This is a genomic window from Micromonospora sp. NPDC003816, assembly GCF_042874705.1.
Classification (GTDB): Bacteria; Actinomycetota; Actinomycetes; order Mycobacteriales; family Micromonosporaceae; genus Micromonospora.
The window spans coordinates 534782-548104 of sequence record NZ_JBIANP010000003.1 but is presented as its reverse complement, the minus strand read 5'-3'; the positions used below and the strand labels follow the sequence as shown (position 1 = coordinate 548104).

Annotated in this window: 14 protein-coding genes; 9 read left to right on the top strand and 5 right to left on the bottom strand. The window is 71.6% G+C overall.

The genetic code is table 11. The annotated features are described in order from the left end of the window. Window positions 1-2 precede the first annotated feature (2 nt). Window positions 3-1817 (bottom strand): stealth family protein, encoded by a 1815-nt coding sequence (locus ACFYTT_RS13380; protein ID WP_387259157.1) that lies wholly within the window; start codon window positions 1815-1817, stop codon window positions 3-5. A gap of 477 nt (window positions 1818-2294) precedes the next feature. Between ACFYTT_RS13380 and ACFYTT_RS13375 the strand changes: the two genes are divergently transcribed. Continuing rightward, the gene (locus tag ACFYTT_RS13375; RefSeq protein WP_387259156.1) at window positions 2295-3212 is read left to right on the top strand and encodes a DNA-3-methyladenine glycosylase family protein; all 918 of its coding nucleotides are present in this window, start codon (window positions 2295-2297) and stop codon (window positions 3210-3212) included. A 29-nt stretch (window positions 3213-3241) separates the two neighbouring features. Here the strand turns inward: ACFYTT_RS13375 and ACFYTT_RS13370 are convergent, their stop codons facing one another. Next, a complete protein-coding gene (locus ACFYTT_RS13370; RefSeq protein ID WP_131052828.1) occupies window positions 3242-3454 on the bottom strand; it encodes a hypothetical protein in 213 nt (70 codons plus the stop codon). Window positions 3455-3590: 136 nt separating this feature from the next. On the opposite strand from ACFYTT_RS13370, the gene ACFYTT_RS13365 reads away from it, so the two are divergent. From ACFYTT_RS13365 to ACFYTT_RS13350, 4 genes are all read left to right on the top strand, one after another. Beyond that, window positions 3591-4697, top strand: coding sequence for an ATP-dependent DNA ligase (locus ACFYTT_RS13365; RefSeq protein ID WP_387259152.1), 1107 nt, complete (start codon window positions 3591-3593; stop codon window positions 4695-4697). Between the two features lie 114 nt (window positions 4698-4811). After that, on the top strand, window positions 4812-6338 hold the full coding sequence (locus ACFYTT_RS13360) for an alpha/beta hydrolase (RefSeq protein ID WP_387259759.1): 1527 nt from the start codon (window positions 4812-4814) through the stop codon (window positions 6336-6338). Between the two features lie 226 nt (window positions 6339-6564). After that, entirely contained in the window at window positions 6565-7095 is a 531-nt protein-coding gene (locus tag ACFYTT_RS13355) for a hypothetical protein (protein WP_387259149.1), read from the top strand. Window positions 7096-7143: 48 nt separating this feature from the next. Further along, a complete protein-coding gene (locus ACFYTT_RS13350; RefSeq protein ID WP_131052830.1) occupies window positions 7144-7596 on the top strand; it encodes a GNAT family N-acetyltransferase in 453 nt (150 codons plus the stop codon). A 152-nt stretch (window positions 7597-7748) separates the two neighbouring features. Here the strand turns inward: ACFYTT_RS13350 and ligD are convergent, their stop codons facing one another. Beyond that, window positions 7749-8774, bottom strand: coding sequence for a non-homologous end-joining DNA ligase (ligD, locus tag ACFYTT_RS13345; RefSeq protein ID WP_131052831.1), 1026 nt, complete (start codon window positions 8772-8774; stop codon window positions 7749-7751). Window positions 8775-8821: 47 nt separating this feature from the next. Here ligD and msrB point away from each other — a divergent pair, with 47 nt between their 5' ends. Continuing rightward, entirely contained in the window at window positions 8822-9232 is a 411-nt protein-coding gene (gene msrB / locus ACFYTT_RS13340) for a peptide-methionine (R)-S-oxide reductase MsrB (RefSeq protein ID WP_131052832.1), read from the top strand. A 46-nt stretch (window positions 9233-9278) separates the two neighbouring features. Here the strand turns inward: msrB and ACFYTT_RS13335 are convergent, their stop codons facing one another. Continuing rightward, entirely contained in the window at window positions 9279-9887 is a 609-nt protein-coding gene (locus ACFYTT_RS13335; RefSeq protein ID WP_387259146.1) for a DUF305 domain-containing protein, read from the bottom strand. A 92-nt stretch (window positions 9888-9979) separates the two neighbouring features. Continuing rightward, window positions 9980-10726, bottom strand: coding sequence for a lytic polysaccharide monooxygenase (locus tag ACFYTT_RS13330; protein WP_131057239.1), 747 nt, complete (start codon window positions 10724-10726; stop codon window positions 9980-9982). A gap of 407 nt (window positions 10727-11133) precedes the next feature. On the opposite strand from ACFYTT_RS13330, the gene ACFYTT_RS13325 reads away from it, so the two are divergent. The 3 genes from ACFYTT_RS13325 (at window position 11134) to ACFYTT_RS13315 (ending at window position 13302) form a co-directional block, all read left to right on the top strand. After that, window positions 11134-11394 (top strand): Prokaryotic metallothionein, encoded by a 261-nt coding sequence (locus ACFYTT_RS13325; RefSeq protein WP_131057241.1) that lies wholly within the window; start codon window positions 11134-11136, stop codon window positions 11392-11394. Between the two features lie 219 nt (window positions 11395-11613). Continuing rightward, window positions 11614-12054 carry a GNAT family N-acetyltransferase gene (locus ACFYTT_RS13320; RefSeq protein WP_357212340.1) on the top strand — a complete coding sequence of 147 codons (441 nt, stop codon included), beginning with the start codon at window positions 11614-11616 and terminating at the stop codon, window positions 12052-12054. A gap of 159 nt (window positions 12055-12213) precedes the next feature. After that, window positions 12214-13302 carry a lytic polysaccharide monooxygenase gene (locus ACFYTT_RS13315; RefSeq protein WP_131057246.1) on the top strand — a complete coding sequence of 363 codons (1089 nt, stop codon included), beginning with the start codon at window positions 12214-12216 and terminating at the stop codon, window positions 13300-13302. Window positions 13303-13323 lie beyond the last annotated feature (21 nt).

The following is a 13323-nucleotide window of genomic DNA, read 5'->3' as shown; positions in this document are numbered from 1 at the left end:
GTTCAGCCGTCCGGACGCAGTGGGACGCCTCTGAGGTCGCCGAGCGTCTTGAGCATGCTGTTCGGCAGCGTCGGAGCGTCCACCGAGGGCTGGCGCGCACTCGGCACCGACTGCTGCGCGTCACGCCACAGTGCGCTGGCGCTCAGCGTGCGGCGTTCCGCCACCTCGTCGTCGGGCAGTTCGAACGGTGCGGGGAAGGGAAGGTAGCGGGGCAGGAAGTCGGCCAGCATCCGCTCCTGGTCGGCGAACGCGCGCGGATCCGAATCGGTGTCGTTGAGGCAGAACACGTCGCGGTGGCGGCGCGCCAGCAGCTCGGCGAGGCGGGCCGGGGTGGACGGATGGCCGAGGTCGGCGTACTCGTACTCGATGTCGGCGGGTACGGCCTGGCCGGTCAGGTACGCCCAGTACTGGTGCAGCGACGACGGGATCGACAGGTCCTCGTGGTGCCGGAACAGGTGCTGGGCGGTGGCGGTGACGTCCGCCCGGAGCACCTCCTCGATCTGGTGCATGATGCTGCGCCGCAGGGCGAACGGGGTGTGCTTCATCTTCTGCGTGATGGTCACCCCGAACTGCCGCTGGATGTGCCGGCGGTTGTTCTTCCCGGCGGCGTTCACCGGTGGGTCGCCGGGCTTCGCCTCGCCGAGCCCGAACTGCGCCGGGGACAGGAAGAACTTCGCGATCCCGTTGGCATGGAAGAAGTGCGTGGGCAGGAGCGGGCGGCCCAGGAAGACGTCGTCGTTGAGATAGAGGAAGTGTTCCGCCAGGCCGTCGATCCGGTGCAGCCGGGATTCGATGGCGTGCGAGTTGAACGACGACAGGCCGCCGAGGTCGGCGAAGAGGTCGGCGTGCGAGACCACGGTGATCATCGGGTGGCTCGGATCGAGCCAGCTCGGCAGTTGGCTGTCGGTGACCACGAAGATCTTCCGCAGCCAGGGCGCGAAGCTGTGCAGCGCCCGCATCGCGTACCGCAGCTCGTCCCGGTTGTGGTAGCGGGAGGTGTTGGCGGCGATGGCGTGCAGCGCGTCGCCGGGTGTGCCGAGTGCCGCCTGCTTGCGCTCCTGCCACTCCGGGTCCGAGCCGTCCACCCAGGTGAAGACCGCGTCGATCGGGAACCCGACCCGGTCCGGGGCGCGTACGGCGAGGTCACGGCGGGTGCCGTAGTGGTGGTCGTCGGCCTCGGGCACGAAGTGGCTGAGCAGTGCCGCCGCGACCCGGACCGGCTCGGCGACGGCCGGCGCCTCGTCGATGACCGCGTTGTGCCGGGGTGCGCGCACCACGTCCTCGACGCGGGTCCACAGCTCGATCTCGCAGGCGAACTCCGCGCCCAGCACCACACCGGCCCGCACGTCGGTCACCGGGAACCACACCTGAATCACCTCGGTCGGCGCCAGGTCAGGCTGGTGGCGTCCGGGCCGGACCTCGACGATGCGGACGTGTGCCCCGGCGAGCTGCGGCGCGGAACCGACCAGGTCACGCAGGTCGTCCTGCTCGTCGTCCAGCACCGCCACCGTGCTGCGCAGGTAGTCGTCGTTGCGGACGCAGTGGTATTCGATGCCGGCGGACTCCAGGGTGGAGGTGACGGCGGTCAGGTTGCGGTGCCACATCTGCAACGGTGTGGCCGCCGCGACCACCTCGGCCTCGGTGCGGACGCCGTCGTCGGTGACGGTCACCGAGGCGCCGACCGGATGCAGGGTCTCGCCGCCGCGAGGTCGGGTGAGGGTACGCACGACGCCGATCCGCCGGTGCTCCGGAAGCAGCCGCAGCAGGCGGCGCCGGGCAGCGAGCGGCAGCAGGCGGTAGACGCGCAGCGCTATCACGTGACCGGCCGTCGAGTTCGGCGGGTCACCTCCCGGGCGGCCACGTCAGTGGTGACGCCGGTGTGACGAGACGACGGCTCCCCGCCGCCCGGACCGAACAACCGCTCCAGCAGTCATCCCCGAATGCCTTTCTGCACAGCTCCCCGTTGTACGCGGCTCGGTGATCGATTCGCTGACCGTTCGGCCGTTCCTCGGCCACGCACCGGTGTCAGGTGCTGACTGGACGGGTGCCGCGCAGGTCGGACCATAGCAGCGGGTCCGGGAGCGGGACAGCGATGAATCCGTGGCCTCGCCGCCGAAGCCCGATGATCTCGCCAGATACATCTATGTTTGGGAGTATCTGCCCGAAGAATCCTGGCCGTTCAGGTGGCCCAGCGGTGAACGGACGGTGTCCGCTGGTCGTCCCGCGCACCGCCGCCGAGGGCACCCCCGGACCGCGCCGCCCCGGCGCCCCGGACCGGATGGCAGAGTGGGGTGGTGACCGGGACCGCGCCGACCGCGAGCCGGACGCTGCGCCCGCCACCCGGCTACCGGCTGGCCGCCACGATCCGGCCGCTCACCTTCAGCCCGTACGATCCCTGCGCCCGGATCGTCGACGGCACCCTGTGGTGGGCGACCCGTACACCGACCGGACCCGCCACCCTCGCGCTGCACGGGACCGGGTCCGGGCTGCGGGCCGACGGGTACGGGCCGGGTGGTGACTGGCTGGTCGCGCACGCCGACGCCGTCGCCGGGCTGCGTGACGACCTGACCGGCTTCGCCGATCTGGCCCGGTCGCATCCCGTGGTGGCGCGACTCGCGGCCCGACACGCCGGGTTGCGGATGCCCGCCACCGGCCTGGTCTTCCCCCGGGTGCTCCGGGCCGTCTTCGAGCAGAAGGTGACCGGCAAGGAGGCCTACCGGGCGTACGCCGCCACCGTCCGTCACTTCGCCGAACCGGCACCGGGGCCGGTGCCGTTGCTGCTGCCGCCCGAGCCGGCCGCCGTCGCGGCCACTCCGTACTGGGTGTTCCACCCGTTCGGGGTCGAACAGCGCCGGGCCGAGACCCTGCGCCGGGCCGCCGCCGTCGCCGACCGGCTGGAGCGCTGCGCGGACAGCGCCGAAGCCACCCGCCGGTTGACCGCCGTCGCCGGCATCGGCGTCTGGACCGCCGCCGAGGTGGTACGTGTGGCGTACGGCGACGCGGACGCGGTGAGCGTCGGCGACTACCACGTACCGAACACGGTGGCCTGGGCGTTGGCCGGTGAGCCGCGTGGTGACGACGCCCGGCTGCTGGAGCTGCTGGAACCGTTCCGGGGACACCGGGGCCGGGTCTGCCGGCTGCTGGAGGTCGCCGGCGTCCAGGCACCGAAGTTCGGTCCCCGCGCGCCGATCCGCTCCTTCGCCCGCTTCTGACCGGATCAGGCGGCTTCGCGCAGGGCGGATCAGGCGGCTTCGCGCAGGTCCGCCAGGCTCACCGGGGTACGCCGACGCAGCAGCTCCGCCAGCTCCGGCACCGAGCCCACCTCGCCGAGGACGTTCTTGCCCCCACCGAAGCGCTGCGGATAGTGCTGGACCAGCCGGTACACGTACCGGCGCTGGATCAGCTCGACGCTGACCCGCCACCGCCCGCAGCACCCGCACACCCACTCCGACACTCCGCGAAAGTAGCTCTGACCTGCGGTTTCCTGATTCGCCCGGGCCGGGCGGCAGGGCGTACGGGCGGACACCGCGCCCACGGCGCGGCGGTGATCTGCCTCACCGTTGTCGGTGTGGTCTGGTTGACTGGTCGCCGTGGACCTGCCGATCAACCCGCCGCTGGAGCCGATGCTGGCCCGCAGTGTGGCGTCGATCCCGACCGCGACCGGGATGACCTACGAGCCCAAGTGGGACGGATTCCGCTGCATCGTCTTCCGCGACGGCGACGAGGTGGAGCTGGCCAGCCGGGGTGGCAAGACGATGACCCGCTACTTCCCCGAGGTGGTGGAGCAGGCCCGTCGGCAACTGCCGGAGCGCTGCGCGGTCGACGGAGAGCTGATCGTGATCCGCCGGGACGGCCCGAGCGGGCAGCCCCGGCTCGACTTCGAGTTGCTGGCCCAGCGCATCCACCCGGCGGCGTCCCGGGTGACACTGCTGGCCGAGACCACTCCGGCCGACTTCGTCGCCTTCGACCTGCTGGCGCTGGACGGCGAGAGCCTGCTCGACGCGCCCTACCCGACCCGCCGCGCCCGACTGGAGCAGGCGCTGGCCGCAGTACGGCCACCGGTGCACGTCACCCAGGTCACCACCGACGCGGACACCGCCCGCCGCTGGTTCGACGTGTTCGAGGGCGCCGGGTTGGACGGGCTGATCGCCAAACCGGCCGACCTGCCGTACGCGCCGGGCAAGCGGTTGATGTTCAAGGTCAAGCACGCGCGCACCGCCGACGCGGTGGTGGCCGGCTTCCGGTGGCACAAGTCCGGCCCGGTGGTGGGCTCGCTGCTGCTCGGGCTCTACGACGACGAGGGCCTGCTGCACCACGTCGGCGTGAGCGCCTCGTTCACCATGGCCCGCCGGGCCGAGCTGCTGGAGGAGTTGGCGCCCTATCGCGACGTCGGCGCCGAGCATCCGTGGGTGCACGGCGACCACGAGCGGGGCCAGCGCATCCCGGGCGGGGTCAGCCGGTGGACCGGCACCAAGAACCTGGAATGGGAGCCGGTCCGCCCGGAGCTGGTGGTCGAGGTGGCGTACGACGCGATGGAGGGCGACCGGTTCCGGCACACCGCGCGGTTCGTCCGCTGGCGGCCCGACCGCGACCCGCGTTCCTGCCGATACGATCAACTCGACCGGCCGGTGCGGTTCGACGTGGACCAGGTCCTGCGGGGTGACCCGGCGGTGCCGGTGGGATCCGCGTCCGACTGACCCGCACCCGACCGACCCGCGGCCGTCGACCCGATCACGGAGGCCCAGCTCGTGACCCGTACTTCCGACCGGATCCGCCGCCTGCGGCTCACCCTGGCCGGCCTGACCGCCGCCATGGTCGTCACCGCCGGCTGCACGCTGCCGGCCTTCGCGCCGCGCGCCGACGTCGAGGCGCAAGGGTCGGCCGCCCCACCCGGCACGGCACCCGACTGGCGGGCCTGCCCCGAGGTCCCCGACGACCTGGTCGGACGCAGCGCTCCCGGCGTCCGGTACGACTGCGCCCGCATCCAGGTGCCGCGCGACTGGGCCGGCGGCACCGGCGCCACCACCGGCCCCGGCGCCGACGAGACCTTCGAGATCGCCCTGTTGCGGGTCCGTTCCGACAACCAGCGCAACCGCATCGGCTCGCTGCTGATCAACCCGGGCGGCCCGGGAGGCTCGGGCGTGGACACCGCCGTCTACCTCTCCTTCGGCGAGCAGTTCGGCGGCCTGCCCGACAGCATCCTGCAACGCTTCGACATCATCGGCTTCGACCCGCGCGGCGTGGCCCGGTCCAGCCCGGTCGAGTGCATCTCCGACGCCGACCTGGACGGCGTCTTCGGCTACGACCCCGACCCGGAGAGCCAGGAGAAGTTCGACGTCTACGTCACCATGGCCAAGCGGATCGGCCAGAGCTGCGGCGACAAGTACGGCGACCAGCTCAAGCTCTACTCCACCGAGCAGACCGCCCGGGACATGGACGCGATCCGCGCGGCCGTCGGCGACGACAAGATGACCTACCTCGGATACTCCTACGGCACGCTGCTCGGCGCCACGTACGCCCAACTCTTCCCGCAGCGGGTGCGGGCGCTGGTGCTCGACGGCGCGGTCGACCCCCGGCAGAATCTGATCGCCGGTTCGGAGAGCCAGGCCAAGGGCTTCGAGCGCGCCTTCGACAACTTCGGCCGGTGGTGCGCGGCCAACGCCGGCAACTGCCCGATCGCCCCCGACGCCCGAGCCGCGGTCGTCTCCGCCATCGACAAGGCCAGGTCCTCCCCCGTCCGCTCCGCCGACGGCCGCGAGGCCACCGCCGGTTGGATCTTCTACGCGGTGATCTCGTCGCTCTACAACGAGACCGGCTGGCGGCAGCTCGCCCGCGCCATCGACCAGCTGGACAAGGGCAACCCCGACGCGGTGTTCCAGCTCGCCGACAACTACACCGACCGCGACGACAACGGCCGCTACACCAACCTCTTCGACGCCAACACCGCGATCAACTGCGCCGACGACGAGGAACGCCCCAGCCTGGAACGAATCCGCCAGTTGCAGTCCGAGTGGCGTACGCAGTACCCACTGTTCGGTCCGGCGCTCGCCACCGGCCTGATCTCCTGCACCGAATGGCCCGGCGGCAGCGACCCCTACCCGACCGGCCGCGCCGAAGGTGCCCCGCCGATCCTGGTCATCGGCACCACCGGCGACCCGGCCACGCCCTACGAACAGACCCCGGCCCTGGCCGAGATGCTCGGCGTCGGACGCGTACTGACCTGGGAGGGCGAGGGGCACACCGCGTACCCGCAGACGCCCTGCATCACCGAGGCCGTCGACGCGTACCTGATCGACCTGACGGTGCCCGCCGAAGGCAAGCGCTGCCCCGCCCGTTAGCGATCCGAGCGGATCTTGCCATTCCTCCCCACTGGATCTTGGTACGAAAGCGCCCTTCGGGGGCACGTCCCCGCCAAGGTCCGGATGGGGCCTATCAGCCCCGGTCCCCACTCACGCCATGCAGCATGGTCAAACTCCGACGCGGCGCACCAGGCGATCGACCATATCGGCAGGTCAACCGGCATGCCGCCAGGCGTAACGAGGGCATAAGGGGTCTAATGGGTCCGTGCTACGGATCGATGTCCTCGCGACGGGATTGCTACTGGCGCTGAGTGGCTGCGCCGGTGCGCATCGGACGCCGACGAGCAGCGGACAAGCACCCGCCACCTCGTCGGGACAACGGGCCCCGACGACGTCGGCACCTTCGCCGACGGTCGACAGGGGCCGGGTTCTGGACGGGGACGGTTACCGCACCCTGGTCGCCGGTGCCACGTACGACTTCCTCGCGATCGTGCACGGTCGGGTGGCCGTGGGCGACGGCGGTTGCCTGATCCTGCGGGACGAGGCAGGCCTCGGAGCGGTGGTCGTCTGGCCACCGGGAACCACGATTCTCGACGACGGACGTGTCGGCGTGCACGTGCCGGATGGCGGCCCGATCGTCGTAGGTGATCGAGTCGAGGGCGGCGGCGGATACGTCGAGGCCCCACTCACCGAGGACGAGCCGCCGGGCCACCTGCCGCCCCTGCCGGTCGAGTGCGGACCCGCCGGCGCCCCGATCGCGGTGATACAGGGCGTCACCCGCCAGAACGACGGATGACGCTGCTCCCCCGCGCATCGGTTCGCGCCGCTGTGGGACGCTCGCGGGATGAGCGACGTGTTCTTCCGGGAGGCGGTCCGGGCCGACCTACCCGCCGTCCTCGATCTCCTCGCCGACGACGTGTTGGGGCGTACCCGTGACGTCGGGGAGGTCGACGCCGTCTACGAGAAGGCGTTCGCCGACATCGGTGCCGATCCGCGTAACCACCTCGTCGTCGCCGAGGCCGACGGTGAGGTGCTGGGATGCATGCAGCTCACCTACATCCCGGGACTCGGCCGGCACGGCACGGAGCGGCTGTTGATCGAGGCGGTGCGGATCCGCTCGGACCGGCGCGGGCGGGGCGTGGGCCGCCTGATGATGACCTGGGCGATCGACCGCGCCCGGCAGCGTGGCTGTGGGCTGGTGCAGCTCACCAGCGACAAGAGCCGCCATGACGCACACCGTTTCTATCTCGGCCTCGGCTTCGTCCCGAGTCACGAGGGCATGAAGCTCAGTATCTGACCCTCTCCTCGGCCGATGGTCCCGCGAGCCGCTCAAGATCCCGCTCGATCCTGGATCGAGTGGTTGTCCGCGCGCTCCAAAGCCACTCGATCCAGGATCGAGCGTGACCTTGCCGAGCACACCGGGTCGACAGTGGCGCGGCACGGCACGGGTCAGCGGGGGCGGTCGCGGTCCTTGGAGGGTTGGACCCGCTTCGGTTCGCCGGGCATCTTCGGGTGGTCCGGCGGGTACGGCAGGTCGCCTTCGCCGGCTGCCGCGTCCCGCTCGGCCCACTCCAGCAGCGGGGTGATGTCCCACGCGGCGTCGTCGATGCCGGCGTGCGGGTCGCCGCGCTCGGCCAACCGCTGCGGCACGGTCCGCAGGTCGAAGTCGTCGGGGTCGACGTCGGGCAGCTCGTCCCAGGTGACCGGGGTGGAGACGGTGGCCCGGGCGTTGGCCCGCAACGAGTACGCGCACGCGATCGTGCGGTCCCGGGCCATCTGGTTGTAGTCGACGAAGACGCGTTCGCCGCGTTCCTCCTTCCACCACGCGGTGGTGACCAGCTCGGGGCGGCGGCGGGCCAGTTCCCGGGCCAGCGCGATGGTGGCCCGGCGCACCTCGACGAAGCTCCAGTGCGGCTGGATACGCAGGTAGACGTGCACGCCCCGGCCGCCGGACGTCTTCGGCCAGCCCGGCACCCCCAGCTCGTCGAGGATCACGCGCAGCTCGGCGGCGGCGGTGGCCGCGTGGGCGAAGTCGGTGCCGGGCTGCGGGTCGAGGTCGACGCGCAGCTCGTCGGGACGGTCGACGTCGGCGGCGCGTACCGGCCAGGGGTGGAACACCACGGTGCCCATCTGCGCGGCCCACGCCACGTGGGCGAGGTCCGCCGGGCACAGCTCCGCCGCCCTGCGTCCGCTGGGGAAGCTGATCTCGGCAGTACGCACCCAGGGCGGCACACCCCGCGTCGGCACCCGCTTCTGGAAGAACATCTCGCCCTCGATGCCGTCCGGGAAGCGTTGCAGGGTCGTCGGGCGGTCGCCCAGCGCCCGCATGATGCCGTCGCCGACGCTGCGGTAGTAGTGGAAGACGTCGGCCTTGGTGAAGCCGCGCTTCGGGAAGATCACCCGATCCGGGCTGGAGAGCCGTACCGTGTGCCCGGCGACCTCGATCTCCTCGGCCGCAGCCTTCGCACCTGCCATGGCGCGACCATATGCGATGGGTCCGACCTTCGACGTACGGTTGTCCGGTGAGTCTTCCCGACAGCGAACTGCCCCGCACCGACGACGAGTGGCGGGTCCGGCTCAGCCCCGAGGAGTTCCGGGTGCTGCGCGAGGCCGGCACCGAACCGGCATGGACCGGAGAGTACGTCGACACCAAGACGCCGGGGATGTACCGCTGCCGTGCCTGCGGCGCGGAGCTGTACCCGAGCGACACCAAGTTCGACTCGCACTGCGGCTGGCCGAGCTTCGACGACGCCATCCCGGGCGCGATCACCGAGATCGAGGACGACAGCCACGGCATGCGGCGGGTCGAGATCCGCTGCGCCCGCTGCGACAGCCACCTGGGGCACGTCTTCCGAGGCGAGGGCTTCACCTCGAAGAACACCCGGCACTGCGTGAACTCGCTCTCCATCCGCCTGGACCCCAGCACCGCCTGACCCCGGCCGGCCGGCGGCACCAGCCGTCGGCCCGCGTCGTGCCGGGTCAGCCGTCGGCCGCCGGGCGCGCGGTCAGCATCGCCACCTGGGCGGTACGCGACTGCGCGACGCGTTGGGCGAGGTCGCGTACCCGCTCGTCGGTGCCGGCCGCGAGGTGCGCCCGGGCCAGGTCGGCGGCGGCCTGTTGGTGGGCGCCGAGCACCTCGACGAGTACCGCGTCGACCTGGCCGGGCGCGGCGTCGCGGAGCCGGGCCAACTGGTCCGGGCCGGTGCCGTGCCCGGCGTGATCGTCGGCCCGCGCGGTGCGACCGGCCTGCGCCAGCCAGGCACGCGCGTCGGCCAGCTCGTCGGTTTCGGTCACCTCGATGGCGGCCACCAGGGTCCGTAGCTCATCGTCGACCAGCCGGTCCCGCACCAGCCGGACGATCTCCAGGGTCTGCTCGGTGTGCCCGGCCATCATCGACAGGAACAGCAGGTCGATGCCGGTCATCTCGGTCGTGACGGAGGGCGTGGCCGGGGCGGCGACCGCTGACGGCGTACCGCTCGGCGCCTGGTCCGCAGCCGGCACGGACGAGCCGCCGCATCCGGCGGCGAGCAGCACGACGAGCAGGGCGGGCAGTGCGGCAGGCCAGCGATGCGACGCGACGGACCGCACGGCACGCCGGTGGGACGCGGCGGCGCGTACCGCCGGGTGGGGAGCCGGCGCGAGGTGCGGTGCGGGCCGAGCCCGACCGCACCTCACGCTGGTCAGACCTGGGTCCACAGCGCCGGTACGTTCGGCGGCTCCCATCCGGCGATGGCGGTGTGCGCCTGCCGGCAGCGGTACGTGCGCCCGCCGTAGGTGACCTGGTCGCCCACGGCGTAGGCGCGGCCGGCGGTCCACGTGCCCCCGGCCGGCGGGTTGGTGGTCGGGCCGGTCGTCGGGGTCGGCGACGGTGCCGGCGGGGTGGTCGGGCTCGGGCTCGGCGTGGGGTTGCCGCTGCCGCCGCCGATCTGGAGGTCGACGCAGGAGTAGAAGGCGTTGGCGGTGTCCGAGATGTTCCAGACGGCCAGCAGCTTCTGACGGCCCGAGTAGCCGGACAGGTTCACGGTGTGCGAGACGGTCGGACCCGGCTGGCGATTGCCGCCGCTGAACACCGCGACCCGGGTGTTGCCGATGAAGTACTCCCAGTCGCGGGTGGCGTGCTGCGCCGTGTTGACCCAGGTGAAGGTCACCGTGGTGCCGACCGAGGTGGCGGGCCAGCCCCGGTTGTCGTCGTTGAGGACGGCGAAATGGGAGATGTTGGCGTGGCAGGTGCGGAGCCCCTTGGGGCCTTCCACGCTCTGCGGCTCCCAGCGGATCTGGCCGCAGTCCGGTACGCGGTTCTGGGCGCAGAGCGCCTGGCGGCTCGGCGGCGACGAGACGTAGCCGTGGGCCTGGGCCGGGGTCGCGACGGCCAGGGTGGAGACCATGGCCCCGGCGGCGACGAGCGGGAGGGTGATTCTTCGACGCATGGCGGCACTCCCTTTCGGCATGTTGCCTGGTGAGGTGCCACCAACATAATTTAAACCTTGTTAACAGTAAAGACCGCTATCGATAAAACGCACGGTGCGCGCATCCGAGGCCCCTCAGGTCGCGCCCGCGCGTCGATCCAGGTCCGCCCACACTTCCTCCCGCCTCACGATCATCAGCACGCCAGCGCCCGCCCGACGTCGGCCCACCGGACCGCCCGCGCCCGGCCGGACGCCTCGCGCCGTGGCCGACACGCTGGGACCAAAGCACGCTACGGCCGATGACACACGGCAACCGACGCGCGTCGGCGACACGCAGAGCGAACCGGACGAGTCAGTGCGATTTCGCGTCGCACCAAGCTGAGATCAGGGCAAACTTGCACAAAAGGCTCTAACTGGAGGGATCCGTCGTGGCCACCTGTGAGGTCTGCGGTAACGACTACTGGCTGGCGTTCGAGGTGCGCACGGTCAGCGGTGACGTGCACACGTTCGACAGCTTCGAGTGCGCCAGCCACAAGCTGGCCCCCATCTGCGAACACTGCGGCGTCAAGATCCTCGGACACGGCGTGGAGGTCTCCGGCCGCTTCTTCTGCTGCGGGCACTGCGCACGGGCGGTGGAGACGGAGCAGGGTGCCGAGATCCGCGACGCCGTCGGCGCCCGCCCCGCCTGACCCACCGCGCGACGGCTTCCCTGCTGAACGCCGCCCCGCGCGCACCAGCGCCGCACCGCACTAGCGCCGCCGCGCACGCTGGCGCCGCCGCGCACGCTGGCGCCGCCGCGCACGCTGGCGCCGCCGGGCCCACGCGTTAGCAGGGGTCCCCTGCTATGCACGAGGCGTTAGCAAGGGACCCCTCCTTTCACGCGACCGGGCACGGCCTAACCTGGCCGGGTGTCGAGCACCGAACTGCGGGTCGCGCGCTTCACCGACCTGGACGCCCGGACCTTTCACGACCTGGTACGCCTGCGCGCCGACGTGTTCGTGGTCGAGCAGCAGTGCCCGTACCCGGAACTCGACGGACGGGACGTCGAACCGGGCACCTGGCACCTCTGGCTGGCCCACGGCGGCGCACCCGTCGCGTACCTGCGGATCCTGGCCGACCCGGACGGCGTCGCCAGGATCGGACGGGTGGTGGTGGCCCCGGCGGCGCGCGGCGGCGGGCACGCCGGGCGGCTGATGACGGAGGCGCTGGCCCGGATCGGTGACCGTCCCTGCGTGCTGGACGCCCAGTCGCACCTGGTGGCGCTCTACGCCAGGTACGGCTTCACGGCCAGCGGGCCCGAGTACGTCGAGGACGGCATCTCGCACACCCCGATGCGCCGCGTGGCCTGAGCAGCCGGGCAGTCCCGCCCAGCCCACCATCGAATTGACCAGTGGCGATGGTGTGTGCCATTCTTCGGGCGAAGCCAGGGCAACGTGATCAGGCCGGGAGAGGCAACTCCCGTGCGATCCGGGCGATGTCGCGATCCGACGACTCCCCCTGGGGGCTCCATGTCCAAGCTAGTTCGAAAATCACGGGCACTGTCGCTGTTGGGTGTGGCGGCCGGTGCCATGCTGCTGCTCTCCACAGCGCTTGTCGCTCCGGTGTCCGCGCACGGTTCGGTGGCCAACCCGATCTCCCGCAACTACGGCTGCTGGCAGCGCTGGGGCGGTGACTTCCAGAACCCGCGGATGGCCACCGAGGACCCGATGTGCTGGCAGGCCTGGCAGGCCAACCCGAACGCCATGTGGAACTGGAACGGCCTGTTCCGCGAGGGGGTGGCCGGCAACCACCAGGGCGCCATCCCGAACGGCCAGCTCTGCTCCGGTGGCCGTACCGAGAGCGGGCGCTACAACGCGTTGGACGCCGTCGGCGCCTGGCGGACCACCTCGGTGGCCAACAGCTTCCGGCTCAAGTTCTTCGACCAGGCCAGCCACGGTGCCGACTACATCCGGGTGTACGCCTCCCGGCAGGGCTACGACGTACTGACCAAGCCCCTTGCCTGGTCGGACCTGGAACTGGTCGGCCAGATCGGTAACACTCCGGCCTCGCAGTGGCAGCGCGAGGTCGACGGGGTGTCCACCGAGATCCCGGTGAACGCGCCGGGTCGCAGCGGACGGCACGTGCTGTTCACCGTCTGGCAGGCCAGCCACACGGACCAGTCGTACTACATCTGCAGCGACGTGCAGTTCGGTGGCGGCACCACGCCTCCCCCGACCACCCCGCCGGCCTCGCCGACGCCGACGCCGACCTTCGACCCGCCCACCACGCCGCCGACGACCACCGCACCGCCGGTGGCGGGTGCCTGCGCGGCGACGTACCGGGTGACCTCGACCTGGTCCGGTGGTTTCCAGGGTGAGGTGCAGGTGACCGCGGGCAGCGCGGCCATCCGGAGTTGGCGGGTGACCTGGACGTACGCCAGCGGCCAGCAGGTCAGCCAGGCGTGGAACGCCACCCTCAGTTCCAGCGGTTCGACGGTGACCGCCCAGAACGTCAGCTACAACGGCGGCCTCGGAGCCGGAGCCAGCACCACCTTCGGCTTCCTGGCCTCCGGCAGCGGGTCGAGCGCACCGACGCTGACCTGCACGGCGACCACCTGACCCCGGACGGGGCCGCGCCTA

Coding starts and splice junctions, on each gene's coding strand:
- ACFYTT_RS13360 (WP_387259759.1), top strand. CDS start 4,812: ATGGTCGTCACCGCCGGCTGCACGCTGCCGGCCTTCGCGCCGCGCGCC.
- ACFYTT_RS13350 (WP_131052830.1), top strand. CDS start 7,144: ATGAGCGACGTGTTCTTCCGGGAGGCGGTCCGGGCCGACCTACCCGCC.
- ligD (WP_131052831.1), bottom strand. CDS start 8,774: ATGGCAGGTGCGAAGGCTGCGGCCGAGGAGATCGAGGTCGCCGGGCAC.
- ACFYTT_RS13330 (WP_131057239.1), bottom strand. CDS start 10,726: ATGCGTCGAAGAATCACCCTCCCGCTCGTCGCCGCCGGGGCCATGGTC.
- ACFYTT_RS13315 (WP_131057246.1), top strand. CDS start 12,214: ATGTCCAAGCTAGTTCGAAAATCACGGGCACTGTCGCTGTTGGGTGTG.